The organism is Gordonia phosphorivorans, from assembly GCF_042432625.1.
GTDB lineage: Bacteria > Actinomycetota > Actinomycetes > Mycobacteriales > Mycobacteriaceae > Gordonia > Gordonia phosphorivorans.
In genome coordinates this window covers 18,028-31,634 of record NZ_JBHLWV010000027.1, presented here as the reverse complement: position 1 = coordinate 31,634, position 13,607 = coordinate 18,028, and the positions used below count along the sequence as shown (strand labels likewise).

The 13,607-nt window shown below is 65.9% G+C and carries 8 protein-coding genes; 3 read left to right on the top strand and 5 right to left on the bottom strand.

Features of this window, described 5'->3' with window-relative positions; all coding sequences use genetic code 11:
* The first annotated feature begins 42 nt into the window (after positions 1–42).
* Positions 43–1,344, top strand: coding sequence for a TrpB-like pyridoxal phosphate-dependent enzyme (locus tag ACFFJD_RS14510; protein WP_382365389.1), 1,302 nt, complete (start codon positions 43–45; stop codon positions 1,342–1,344).
* A 93-nt stretch (positions 1,345–1,437) separates the two neighbouring features.
* Here the strand turns inward: ACFFJD_RS14510 and ACFFJD_RS14505 are convergent, their stop codons facing one another.
* Positions 1,438–3,099, bottom strand: a complete 1,662-nt coding sequence (locus ACFFJD_RS14505) for an MFS transporter (RefSeq protein ID WP_382365387.1) — start codon at positions 3,097–3,099, stop codon at positions 1,438–1,440.
* A 115-nt stretch (positions 3,100–3,214) separates the two neighbouring features.
* On the opposite strand from ACFFJD_RS14505, the gene argG reads away from it, so the two are divergent.
* Positions 3,215–4,633: an argininosuccinate synthase gene (gene argG, locus ACFFJD_RS14500; protein WP_382365385.1), complete on the top strand. Its 1,419-nt coding sequence runs from the start codon at positions 3,215–3,217 to the stop codon at positions 4,631–4,633.
* Between the two features lie 520 nt (positions 4,634–5,153).
* Here argG and ACFFJD_RS14495 read toward each other — a convergent pair.
* The 3 genes from ACFFJD_RS14495 to ACFFJD_RS14485 form a co-directional block, all read right to left on the bottom strand.
* Positions 5,154–5,846 (bottom strand): hypothetical protein, encoded by a 693-nt coding sequence (locus tag ACFFJD_RS14495; protein ID WP_382365383.1) that lies wholly within the window; start codon positions 5,844–5,846, stop codon positions 5,154–5,156.
* A 79-nt stretch (positions 5,847–5,925) separates the two neighbouring features.
* Complete coding sequence (locus tag ACFFJD_RS14490) at positions 5,926–8,733, bottom strand: hypothetical protein (protein WP_382365381.1); 2,808 nt, start codon at positions 8,731–8,733, stop codon at positions 5,926–5,928.
* Positions 8,734–8,954: 221 nt separating this feature from the next.
* On the bottom strand, positions 8,955–10,307 hold the full coding sequence (locus ACFFJD_RS14485) for a tetratricopeptide repeat protein (protein ID WP_382365379.1): 1,353 nt from the start codon (positions 10,305–10,307) through the stop codon (positions 8,955–8,957).
* A gap of 254 nt (positions 10,308–10,561) precedes the next feature.
* Here ACFFJD_RS14485 and ACFFJD_RS14480 point away from each other — a divergent pair, with 254 nt between their 5' ends.
* Positions 10,562–11,845 (top strand): hypothetical protein, encoded by a 1,284-nt coding sequence (locus ACFFJD_RS14480; RefSeq protein WP_382365377.1) that lies wholly within the window; start codon positions 10,562–10,564, stop codon positions 11,843–11,845.
* Positions 11,846–12,320: 475 nt separating this feature from the next.
* On the opposite strand, the gene ACFFJD_RS14475 is transcribed toward ACFFJD_RS14480, so the two are convergent.
* Positions 12,321–13,604 carry a CHAT domain-containing protein gene (locus tag ACFFJD_RS14475; RefSeq protein ID WP_382365375.1) on the bottom strand — a complete coding sequence of 428 codons (1,284 nt, stop codon included), beginning with the start codon at positions 13,602–13,604 and terminating at the stop codon, positions 12,321–12,323.
* Positions 13,605–13,607: the final 3 nt, after the last annotated feature.

The following is a 13,607-nucleotide window of genomic DNA, read 5'->3' as shown; positions in this document are numbered from 1 at the left end:
GCACCAAGTGTGGCCGATCACACGCCGATTACAGTGACTGCCATGACAAGCAACGTTGATGCCTCCAACCCCGATCTGGTGACGGCGGAAGTACCGACGCACTGGTACAACCTGGCCGCCGAACTGGATTCGCCGATTCCCCCGCACCTGCACCCGGGCACCAAGGAGCCGGTCGGACCGGAAGACCTGGCGCCGCTGTTCGCCTCGGGCCTCATCGCCCAGGAAGTGACCGACGAGGTCTACGTCAAGATCCCCGAGCCGGTCCGCGAGATCTACAAGATGTGGCGGCCCTCGCCGCTGCTGCGGGCCCGCCGCCTGGAAGAGGCGCTGAACACCAAGGCGCGCATCTACGTCAAGTACGAGGGCGTGAGCCCGGTGGGCAGCCACAAGACGAATTCGGCTGTGGCCCAGGCGTATTACAACAGCCTCGACGGGGTCAAGAAGCTCACCACCGAGACCGGCGCCGGCCAGTGGGGCAGTGCGCTGGCCTTCGCCGGCGCGCAGTTCGGCGTCGACGTGGAGGTGTGGCAGGTGCGCGCCTCCTACGACTCCAAGCCGTACCGCGGCTTCCTGATCCGCACCTACGGCGGCACCCTGCACCCGAGCCCCTCGGACCTGACCGAGGCCGGTCGCGCCATGCTCGCGAAGGATCCGAACACCACCGGCAGCCTCGGCATGGCCGTCAGTGAGGCCGTCGAGGTGGCCGCGAAGAACCCGGACACGCGGTACGCGCTGGGCAGCGTGCTCAACCACGTGGTGCTGCACCAGAGTGTGATCGGCCAGGAGGCCGTGGACCAGCTGTACGCGGTGGAACCCGGCGGCGCCGACGTCGTCTTCGGTTGCGCCGGCGGCGGTTCCAACCTGGCCGGCCTGGCGTTCCCGTTCCTGCGGGAGAAGATCCACGGTCGCAGCAACCCGCGCATCGTCGCCGCCGAGCCGAGCGCCTGCCCGTCGATCACCCAGGGCGAGTACCGCTACGACCACGGCGACGTGGCCGGCCTGACGCCGCTGCTGAAGATGCACACCCTCGGCATGGACTTCGTGCCGGACCCGATCCACGCGGGCGGCCTGCGGTACCACGGCATGGCCCCGGCGCTGAGCCACACGGTGGAGCTGGGTCTGGTCGAGGGCATCGCCATCGATCAGCATGACGCCTTCTCCGCCGGCGTGCAGTTCGCGCGGACCCAGGGCATCGTCCCGGCCCCCGAGTCGACCCACGCCATCGCCGCCTGCGCGGCGCACGTGGCCGACAGCGACAAGGAAGAGGTCGTCGTTATCGGTCTGTCCGGCCACGGGCAGCTGGACCTGCCGGCCTACGCGGACTTCCTCGACGGCGGCTTCTGACCGTCCGAGCCCGCACAGCATTCGACCCCCGACCGCGAACGGTCGGGGGTCGAATGCATCGGGGCGGGTGCCCCGGATCGGGCGTGGTGCAGGCTAGGAAGCGCCCGCGGGTACCGCGTCCGGCTCGGGGGCGTCCTCGACGGCGATCGGATCCACCGGCGACTTGCGGGAGGCGATCCACACCGCGATCGAGGCCACGAAGCCGAGGAACAGGAAGATCGACGTCGCGTACAGCGTCCACCGGGTGGCGTCGGCGAAACCGTCCGACAGCGCCCGCACGACGGCTTCCTCGCCGCCGTGCTCACGCAGGGCGGTGATCACGCCGCCGGCCGAGCTACGGGTGGCCTCGGCCATCGCGCCGGCGGGACCGGACAGCGACGTGAGGAAGTGACCCAGGCCAATCGACAGGACCGAGCCCATGATCGCGGCGCCGAACGCCGAACCGATCTGCCGCACGGTGCTCTGCGTGGCCGAACCCTGCCCAGAGGCGTCCAGCGGGATGTCGCGCAGCACGGTGCTGGTCAGCTGTGCCGAGGCCAGGCCCAGTCCGGTGCCGTAGATCAGCAGAATGCCGGCGATCATCCACACCGACGAGTTCGCGTGAATGCTCAAGCCGAGCGTGATCACGCCGATGAACTCCAGTCCGACGCCCACCAGCACGGTGCCCGCGGCACCGATCAGGGCGGCCACGTGGCGGGCCATCGCGCCGGAAAGGAAGGCGCCTGCGGCCATCGCCGCCAGGACGTAGCCGGCGGTCATCGTGCCCAGGCCCACCGCGTTGATCAGGTACAGCGGCAGCACGAAGATCAGGCCGAACTCGCCGATCGCGATCATCATCGCGGCGACGTTGCCCCAGCTGAAGGTGGGGATGAAGAACAGGTGCAGGTCCAGCAGGGCGGCGCGCTGGTTCTTGGCGCGGTGCCGCTCCCAGACCATGAACAGCCCGAGCGTGACCAGGGAGATCGCCAGCACCACCGGGATGATGGAGATCGGCATGTCCCGCGACCAGGTCATCCCCAGAATGCGCAGGTCGCCGATCGGTTTCCACCAGCCGAGCGTGGTGGATTCGATGATGGCGAACACGAGAAGACCGAAGCCGATGGCGCTGAGCAGCAGGCCGTCGACGTCGAAGCCGCGACGGCGCACCGGGGAACGGGTCTCCGGCACCACGATGGCGGCGGCGACGATGAGCGCGAGGCCGATCGGGACGTTGACCCAGAAGATCCACTCCCAGGAGAAGGAGCTGGTGAGCCAGCCACCGAGCAACGGGCCCAGGGCGGCGGCGCCGGAGATCACCGCGCCCCACACGCCGAAGGCCGCGGCGCGGGCCTTGCCGCGGAAGGTGTCGCTGACCGTCGCCAGGGTCGACGGCAGGATGCACGCGCCGCCGATGCCCTGCAGAACGCGGGCGCTGATCAGCAGTTCGGCGCTGCCGGACAACGCGGCCCACGCACTACCGCCGATGAACAGCGCGATACCGATGATGAAGATGTTGCGCCGGCCGAACCGGTCGCCGAGCGCGGCCGCGGTCAGCAGCAGCGCGGCGAGCACGATCGAGTACAGGGAGTTGATCCACTGGCCGTCGGTGAGGTCGAGGTGCAGGTCGTCGATGATGGTCGGCAACGAGACGGCGACGATGGTGCCGTCCATCACGATCATCGCCAGGCCCAGCGAGAGGACGCCGAGGGCCCACCAGCGGCGGGATCCCTGCAAGTGCTCTGGCTGCGCCGGCGCAGAATTCTGGACATTGGTCATTATTGGGACTCTAGTGGCTGCGACCGGCACGTCCATCCATCGAAAGTCGGACGTTCGAGTGTGGCCTACCAGACTCGGTTTCGGATGCGGCCGCATCGGCATCTATCCTGGTCCTATGTCGAAAGTCCTGAGCTCGCTGCCCATTGGTGAGCGTGTCGGTATCGCCTTCTCCGGCGGCCTTGACACCTCCGTCGCCGTCGCGTGGATGCGTGAAAAGGGTGCGATTCCCTGCACCTACACCGCCAACCTCGGTCAGTACGACGAGCCGGACATCGACTCGGTGCCCGACCGCGCGCTGGAGTACGGCGCGGAACTGTCCCGCCTGGTGGACTGCCGCGAGGCGCTGGTCGAGGAGGGCATCGCCGCCCTGCAGTGCGGCGCCTTCCACATCCGCAGCGGTGGCAAGACCTACTTCAACACCACCCCGCTCGGGCGCGTGGTGACCGGCATGCTGCTGGTGCGCGCCATGAAGGACGACGGCGTCAACATCTGGGGCGACGGTTCCACGTACAAGGGCAACGACATCGAGCGGTTCTACCGCTACGGCCTGATGGCGAACCCGAACCTGCAGATCTACAAGCCGTGGCTCGACGCCGACTTCGTCGAGGAGCTCGGCGGCCGCACCGAGATGAGCGAGTGGCTGCAGGCGCGCGACCTGCCGTACCGCGACTCCGCCGAGAAGGCGTACTCGACCGACGCCAACATCTGGGGCGCCACCCACGAGGCCAAGGTGCTCGAGCACCTGGACCAGGGTATCGACATCGTCGAGCCGATCATGGGCGTGCCCGCGTGGCGCGAGGACGTCGAGGTGATCACCGAAGAAGTCACCGTCACCTACGAGCAGGGCCGTCCCGTCGCCATCAACGGTGAGCGCTTCGCCTCGGCCGTCGACCTGGTGATGAAGGCCAACGAGATCGGCGGCCGCCACGGACTCGGTGTCTCCGACCAGATCGAGAACCGCATCATCGAGGCCAAGTCCCGCGGCATCTACGAGGCCCCCGGCATGGCGCTGCTGCACATCACCTACGAGCGCCTGGTGAACGCGATCCACAACGAGGACACCGTCGCGACCTACCACAACGAGGGTCGTCGACTGGGCCGGCTGATGTACGAGGGCCGGTGGATGGACTCGCAGGCGCTCATGCAGCGCGAGGCGCTGGTGCGCTGGGTGGCCTCGGCCATCACCGGTGAGGTCACCGTGCGTCTGCGCCGCGGCGACGACTACCAGATCGTCAAGACCGACGGACCGTCGTTCAGCTACCACCCGGATAAGCTGTCGATGGAGCGCGTCGGCGACTCGGCGTTCGGCCCCGCCGACCGCATCGGTCAGCTCACCATGCGCAACCTGGACATCGCCGACTCGCGCAGCCGCCTGGAGCAGTACGCGGCCATCGGCATCGTCGGCGGCGCGACCGCGGAACTGATCGGCGAACTGACCGTGGGCGGCGCCGAGGCGATCGCCGGCGGCGAAGGCACGGAGGATCCGGCCGAGATCGCTCTCGACCGGGCCGCCATGGAGTTCGGCACCGACTAGCTCTTGAGTTTCAGCAAACAAACCCCGGTCACCTGAGTAGGTGGCCGGGGTTCGTTGTTAAGAAGATGCAGGTGACGAACTGGAGCGGGGATCACCCATCGAGCAGGTTCGGCCGCTCGGCAGCCGGAGGCCGTCGTCGGAGAACATCGGGTAGCCGAGTTCGCGATCCCTGTGCCGAGAATGTCCTCGAACCGGAGTCGGACACCGGTGGCGAGCGATTCGCCGCCGGGTGGGCACCAATACCACTTGCACTGCTGTTTGAGCTTCGTCGATAGTCCGAACATCGCTTTGCTGTTCGGCACTGGTGAGAACTCCGAACCCTGCCCAGAGAGGTCACGGGGCCGACCTCAACCGCATCCGCGGACAGGGGGCGGCGCTCCAGCCGGGCTAGAACTCTTATTGCCCAAGCGACCGTCATTTTGCGACTCTCTGAATCTCACCTGGGTGCTATGAGCTCCGAAAGTCTCCGCATCCGGCGGGGATGGGATAGCCGCCGCGCCCGCCGTCTTGGCTTAGCCTACTACTCAGCTGCCTCCGGGTGTGGCCCATTCGACAGATATCCCGCCGCGAAGGCGCTACCTGGCACCAGCCAACGCTCGCCCTGGTCGCCCTGTACGAGCCAGTCTCCCGCGACAGCTGTGGTGGCACCTTCGAGCGATTCGACGACTTCACCGATCCGTGCCGGCCTGGCGCGTACGTGGCCGATCCGGTGGAAGCGGCCAGCTGTACCCGGCGACGGCGCGTATAGCCCGTTGAACTTGTCGGCGGCCACCGAACGCTGATCACCGCGCTCATCGGTCACAAGCCAATCCCCGGCGGAACCCATCAAGACGTCGCCTGCCGTCGTCGACCACTCCCAGCTCTCGGCCTGCCGTTCGGCGGTGACTTCACTCGGTCTCCGGGTGAACACCCACCACTGCGCCGGGTCGTCGCCGGTGCCCTCGGGGAATGCAGGCATGCCACGACGCACGATGGCGTAGCCAAGGGCCGCGGCGACCTCGGGGAAGGCCTCGGTGACGAACTGTCGAACCGACTCGGATTCGGCACGGTCCGCCTGCACTCCCGGCTCGACGTGTCCCTGCTCTGTCGCCAGCCACCGCTCGGCGATACTAGAGACCTGATTGTCGGTTAGTCGGGGAGGAACTGCGGGCCGCTCACGTTCGACGTCGTAACGTGTCAGTTCGAATCCCGCAGTTTCCAGCGCGGCGAGCATCGACGCCCCACCTGTGCCGAGGGCGGCGTTACACGCATCGCGTCCCGCTAGCTGGAGCGTGAGTCGATCTGCCAGCGAGTCAGTGGACATCCGGTCTGCATTCAATGGCACCACCTCCGCAGGTTTCCGCAAGGGGCCCAGGGTCCCGAGGAACGATCACGTAGCCGAAGTACGCCGCTATCGCAGGATAGGTCTCAGTGACAATGCGCCGATTGTATTCGACAGTACGCCGATTCTCTGCCGCTTTCGGTGCCGCTTTCATATAGTCCCCGGTCAACCGATTAAGAAGCTTGAACGTCAGCGCGTCTGCCCCGGAGCTGCTGTAGTCGGCGCACCGGTGTAGCTTGTGGTCGAACTGCAGACTCGAGGCACCCGAGGTCGCTTCCGACCCGACCGTCCGTTGAACACGAAACCGCCGCCGCCGGCTGGTGTCGTGCCAGCAACGCTCCCGCCAGTTGTCATGCTCACGCTCCGCGATGTCATTGACGGTCGCGCCGGGGAAGGCCGGTTGTGCCGGGGCGCCCTCCCGTTCAAATCGGCGCAGTTCCCATCCCGCCGCCTTGAGGAATTCGAGCATGTTCCGCGCCGCACGCTCACTCGAGTACCAGTTATTGATCCGCTTTCGCACTTTCTGTCGCGCCGTTTCGATGCTACTCGCAGCAGCTCGAATGCCGGTTCGATCACGAGTCGCCCACCACTCGGTGAGCGCCCTCCGAGCAGCAGCCCGTTCTTCAGCTTTAGTCTGACTGGCGAGCGGCTCTCCGGGGAGCCAGCTCCCGACGGGCTCACCGGATGCGAACATGAACTCGTAGGTCTGATGGAACAGCCGCGCAGACTGCAGCCGAACGTCGTCGGTCACCAAATGCGCGTCGAGGCCCGTCTGGTCCGGATCAATGTAGGTGATCACGTTGTCCGTTCGAGGGTCGAACTTCCCGGCCTCCGTAGTCAGCCAGTCCCGACCGGAAACCACCTTCGCAGACCGATCGAAACTCTGCATTGCGGTTGCCACCAAATCGCCTTCTGCGACCACGACTGTGAGTACCGGGGGAGGCAGATCCGAGCTGCGGTCTGCCAGCACCCGAGTCATCACTGCAGAATCCGGCCGACCAACGTAAACGCGAACGAGCAGGTCATTCTCCCCGGGGTCGGCGTCGTGGGGACCTTCACGCAGCCTGATTCCAACGATCTCATTCGGTATGTCTGTGGCCACAGACCTGTCGCCCCGCAGGAAGGCACGCCCCCACTGTTGCCTGCGTACCCAGCGCCGTAGGGTGACGGCAAGGGCCTCTCCACTCGCTGTTTCCGCGGCGCCCTCGGTGGCATCGACGATCTCAACGACGACGGTCTCGATGAGCAACTCAGCTGCCGACTCAGAATCAGCGGGCTTCACGACCGCCGACGGCCCGGTGGAGATTGAGTCGATGATGTGACACACATGTTCCGCGATGTTGTCAGCCGGGCAGGTGATCCCCTCTTCAGACAACTCAGCGAGGCGGATCGGCCGCATCGCATCGACGAACCCGGCATCCTCGACAACGGCAACGACCGAGAAGCGATCCCTGCGTCGGCCGTGCCACAGCGTTCGCCACTTGGCTCCCCAACTGTCTGCCTCACCGCGGTGCTTTCGCTGGGCAACCGCAAGGACCAGCGGCTGAAGAGTCAGATTCCTCGAATCCGAGTCCGTGGCGATAACCACGTTGTCGGACAACTGCAGGACCCGACGCGGCACTCCGAATCGACCGCACTCGGCAAATGTCCCAATCTCTACCTTGGGAATCACATGCCCGCACGCTTTCGCCGCTTCGCCAGCTCCGTCCTCGGTGATAAGCAGGGCCTTCAGGCCGTGATCGATGCACGAGCGAGTGATCGCGGCGGCAGCCTCATCGGAACCGATCACCACCAGCCGCGGCCGTCTAAGCCAGTCCCAGAGACGTCGCCACGCCAACGCCGACAGCTTCAGGGCGATTCCGCTCGCCGCAGCGATTGTCACCGAGAAAGCGATCACCGATGCCATCGCTACCTTCGGGGTGGGCACCGGGTCGAACTCTTCTCCACCGATGAGCGGGGCGTAACCGCCGCCGAACATCAAAAGTGTTGCGAACGCCCGCTGCCAAAACGAACTGGACGCATCCTCGTATGTCGTTGACACCACCGAGTATCCCCAGAAAAAAGCCCCGAAAGCCCACAACGTCAGGATTGTTGGCACCACAGTCGGCGTGGCGACTCGGATCAGCCGGGCCAAGGCTCCGACTTTGCGGCGAGCGGTAGCGGCGCCAGTTGCCCAGACAGTCTGCACCGCCACTGCAGCGACAGTGCCCGTAGCTTCAATCCCGGTCCGGAACTGTGTCCACCTGCTCGGCGGCGTCACCTTGCGGTAGGTGCGGTGGAAATGATCTTCGCTGACATTCCAGCTGTCGTCGGTTTCCAGGTCGGTGACGACCCACTTCGCAACCTTCTGCGGGCCGTTGTCGTCGGGTGTTGTCGGCACGAGACCATCCGGGGTTACCTGCGGTTCATCCGATCTTCGCGGTCGTGCACGCACCGTGCCAGTCCGCCGAAATCTGTAAAAGTCGGGTTCGGCGGCCGGGGATACTACGGATGTCGGGTCCGGTTCAACGTCCGCAACGAACTCATAGCGACTCGGAAACATGCTCGCCGCGATGGCCCATGGCCTGTCCTGCGGCAAACCACCCGGCACGTCACGCTTCTCCGCCTCGCTCCGTGCATGCCAGCCCTCAACTGTGTACACGCGCCAGTCACCGGCGTTCGCGCGTTGCCCAGCACCCCAATCCCACGGCTCTCGCAGTTGCTCAGCGATCACCTCGCCAGTCCTCCGGTAGAGGTTCTCGTCGAGACTCTGGCTGGCCTCGCCGTCTTGGTCGACCATTCCAACCTCGCAGTTCAGCATTCGACAACAGCAGATTAGCCCAGGCTCCGACTGTCGGTGGACTCTCGTTCGTCGACGGCTCAGAGCTGCCCCGTGTGCAGATTAGGGCGATGAGATCCGGCGACTACCTCGATCCGTTCCACCGAAGACTCGCGCACGTCATGGAGCAGCGCAGCGTGTGGGAGATCCGACGAGGAAATCGTGGCCCGATGATGCTGAACTTACCAAGCAGCGACGCGAGGCACGCGTGCCAAGATCGCCTTGAGGTCCGGATCAAACTCAGCCGCCATTGTCCGATGCCGGCCAAGCAGCGTCCGTCCGGTCGCCGAGGTCAGCGCCGGCGGCGGTGAGACCGGGAGCACCGGAGTAGCCAGGAGCGCCGCGACACCGTGCATCACCGCCAGCGCCGGCGGGTCGTCGTCCTCAACAGCCGACTCCGCTACGGGCGGACCACCTTGAGCACTCGCCACCTCGGCCACATGCACCGGATCTTCCGGCCCGGGGACATAGACACCCGCACTGAGCGCCGATTCGATCAGGTCGGCGACTAGCTCCGGCGATCCGTAGTGGTACGCGAGCCGAAATGCCTTCCTGATGCGAGGACCAATGTGCTGGCTCCACTGTGTCCGGCGGGCGGAGTCGTTGAACTGAAAGCGTTCGTAGTCAGACGCGATGACTGCAGACACAGCTATGTCCGCAGCACGCTGGCGTAGCTCCAGTTCGCGCTGGCGATCGACGCCAGACATGGATTCCGCTTCCGCCTTAAGCCTGCGCACCCGATTCCACTGAAGATTCGCCAACTGGTGGTGCTGACCAGCGCCAGCCAGTCCTCGCGCAGCAGCGTCGAAGTAGCGATCAGCCTCGGCAAACATCCCCTCATCAACCAGGTAGTTCGCCCAGTTGTAATCGCAAGCGGCGACACGCTCCGGACGTTTCATGGCGACGAAGGCGGCCCGCACCTGCGCCCACTCCGCCCGACCGCCGTCGTGCGAACCTGTCGCCAGCAGAACCCAGGCCAGGCTCGCTCGGGCTTCCAACTGGCGGATCTTCTTGCCCAAGTTCGCATAAATTGCGATCGCCTCGGTCAACGGCACAATCGCTAGTTCCGGACGATGAGTCTCCGCGTACAGGACCGCTAGGGATTCGCGATTGGTCGCTCCGCGGAACGAGCCCGCCGGGTAGTGGTTCAGGCGGCCGGTTAACTCGTGTTCGGCCACATCGTGCCGCCCGGTAGCGCAGAACAGATTCGCCCGCGTCATCAATGCTTCGCCGATGACCTCGTCGTCTATCGGCAGGTTGGTATGCGCGTCGAGAATCTCTTTCAGCGTGTCCTCGGCGAGGACGTACTCGCCAAGTTGTACTGCGACGCCCGCCAGGTCGGTGACCGCAGCCGCCCACCGTTCACGATCACCCGTCGTTGCACACGCCGCAGCGGCCGCCACCAACCTGTCCAGTGCTCCATCGAGGTTGCCGTTCACAATCTCGGCGTCCTCGGTGCCGGGGAACACTAGAAAGGGATCTACTCGCAGACCTTCAAACCAGTTGCGCACTGCAGAACGCTCGAATGAGGTCATCCGATCATCGTCGGCCTATCCACCGGGCGGCTCACCATCCCGGCCTCGGTGCGCGACGGGATGATCGGCGGTTCGATCAGTTCCATCTACCGGAATCCCCTCTTCTCGGATGTGATTTTAGACAGACCAACGCTCACTGCGCACTGCGGTTGGTGACTCCACGGAGAAACTGCCCACTCGAGGTTCCCGGCCTTGGGGAAACGGTCAGTCGGTGAACCAGCCACCGGGCTGGACGACCCGACAAGGAGAAGCACATGTTCGCAACCCTCCGTTCCCGATGGCACCGCCGCAAGGCAGAAAACGCCGGCGAGGCGGTTTACGCGCGCGCCGCCCAGCAGATCGGCCGCGTGATCGAGCAGGGCGCCTTCGGTACCACCGACGGCGACCTCCTGTATGGCGAAGCCGAGCTGTTGTCGCTCACCTCGATGGCTGTCTCGGCCACCGAAGACGGTTACGGCCGCAAGCTCAACTCGCTCGCCGAGCAGCGGTCCGGCCTCGGCCAGTCCCTCGCAACCACGCAAGCCGAGCTGGACCAGTCGGCCACTCGGTCGCACCTGGTGAGCGAATCCAAGCGGATCAAGGCCGCCAGTCGCTCGATGCGAGTCTCGGAAATGACCGAACGTGCCGACGACCTCACCACCCAGATCGACGAGGAGACCGCCGCTGGCGCCACCCGGCATCGCCACCACGTGTCCCGCTTCTGGCGTGCGGCGGCCGTCAGCCTGCTGGTAATCGATGTCGCGGCGCTATTCGTGCTGATGATGACCATCGAGAACACGAGCTTCGCGAAGCTCGCCAAAAAGCCGGGCGAGCAGATCGCCCCGATTGTCACCGCCCTGGGCTTCAGCCTGCTCGCCGCAGCGGTGCTCGCCATCGCGGCGCACACGCTCGGTCAAGCTGTCTACCGGCGCTTCCACCGGCTGGGCGACAGCGTCGACCGCCAGCGGCTGATTGCCGACAGCCTTGGCGCCCTAATAGCAGCGGCCGTCATCATCACCACGATCGCCATCGTGGTCGGCTGGTCGATGTACAAGCGCATCGGGCTGGCTGCGGGCGAGTCCAGCGCAAAGCCGCTGGTTGGCACGGTCGGCCTGGCGATTGCGCTCTGCGCGACCATGGCTCCGCTGATCGTCGCCTGGATCACCGCAATGGAGGCGTCCCCGGAGGTCACCTTCCGCGATGCGCTGAGCCGACAGATCGCTCAACGGAAGCGGGAGGACGAGCAGCTCGCCAAGCGGATCATCGGATTGCAATTGCAGATCGCCGAGGTCGACGAGAAGGCCGAGCGCACCCTGCACAACGCCGAACGCGCCCTTCAGGATGCGATGCTCCCGGCCACCCAGTTGATTCTGCGTCTGCGCACCGACTTCGGCCACGCCGGTGAAGTGTATGCCCCGATACTCCTCCCGGAGTTGACCGAGCGTCCCGCGGCAATCACCTGGGCCGGGCTGGAGCGTCTGCGCCTGACGTACCGCCCCCGGGTCCGCACGGCCGACGAAGAGCCGGCCGGCCCGCACGCCATCGAGCAGGCGGCCTGACCTACCGGGGGAGCGCGTTGGAAGGCGGATGCACTGCCTGCCTTCCAACGGCCGCCCGGCCGGTCTGATCCGCGCAGGCCTGGTAGTGTTCGACCTCACCAGACCTGCACGCGCGGCTCTGTGTTCAGGATGTTTGCCAGGGCGGGGTCGAGCGACGTCAGTGGCACCTGCAGCCAACCCATACACACCACCGCTGAGCGCCACCTCGATGAGATCGGCCATCAGTTTCGGCGCGCCGACAGCGTAGACAAGAAGGAAGTCATCGTAATCCGGTGGCCCAGCTTCTACACCAGGAGACCGATCAAATCGTCGGGGCCTACTTGGCCGGCGAAATGCTCAACAAGCGCAAGGTAGGCGGTCCGACCACTCTCGTGGGGTCTCCAACCCTCGTCGGCGGCCTCCACCGCCGCGTCAAGCTCATCCAGACGACGACTCCACTCTTCGAACTCGACGTCGTCGGATTCGCCCGCGGCAGTCATTTCGGCTCCGGCGGAAGGACCGCCCTCGGCGGGCACACATGGCAGCCGACCGCTGCCCAGGTGAGCGGCGAGGTCGCGGGCCCCGGGTCGGCGAGCCATTGGGTGAGCTTGAACCGCTGCCACCGAGCGAGTTCGGCCGCAGGGTCCGCGGCTTCCTGGCTGAAGTCGACGGCCAGCGCGAGTTCCAGTGTCGGCCCGGGCACCTGGTCTACCCCGGCGAATGTCGCGAACGCATGATCCGACGGAAGCGTCCACCGCGTCGTCGTGATCACTTCGGCCCCGGCCGAGAACATCACCGTCACGAGACCGAACGTCTCCGAACTCCGGTAATCAGCCCCGCCTTCGCAGGCGATCAGCGCCACCCGCGGCGGCATCGGCCACAAGTTGGCACCGGCCTCCCGTGACTCCGGGCGCACCCCCTCGCAGGGGCCCAGTTCCGGCGATGCGGTCCCGAGCAGGAGATCGAGTGCCGAAAGCGGCCGATGGGCGTCGTTCATCGTTGCCGCCAGACCCCAGACTCCGGCGTCATCACCGAGATGCAGTGATGCCGACCCGGGTTGGTCCAGGGTCGAGGAGACGTGCCCAAAGTAGAAGAGCCGTCGCGGTCGCTCGGCCAGGTCATCTCGCAGATCCCAGCGATCCAGATCCACCCCGATTCCCGAGTTCACGGTCAGCCGATAGCGGTTCATGCGGGCGTCGAAGAGGTCCTCGGCGGGCGATCCGCCTCGTTGAACAAGCACGGCCCCGAGCCCCGAGCCCGCTGGCAGCCGCGGATCAACGAGGTAGCAGACCGGCTGATCGACGACGTCGTGCCACGAGGCAGGCAGTCTGCTCCGCCCCACATGTATCGCTGCCGGCGGTTCGTAGACGACGTCGGCGAGTTCGAGCAACCGCTGATAGCCGTCTATCAGCAGCAGCTCCCACGGGACCCGGGCGAGCGCGCGACTCGGTGTGACCCTGACCGTGACACGCCCGCTGGCCGCTCGCGAGGCCAACGCCGAACGGATCGGGCCGGGCAGCAGCCACTCCCCGAGATTTTTGCTGATGGCAGCCTCGGCAGTCGGATCGGTCAGCGGCCCCGTCACGGCAGCGCGAATCTGTTCCTCCAAACGCGCCTCCGACCCACCAACCAATCCCGCGTCGAGTTCCGCCAGTAGAGCATTACGTTTGGCAGCCTCGACAGCGTGGACCACCGGATTGTCTGGGTCGTCCAGCCAGCGGAACGAGAGGAACGTCGAGTCTGCATCGAACGCTCGCAAGAGGAGAACAACGTCAGTCATGCG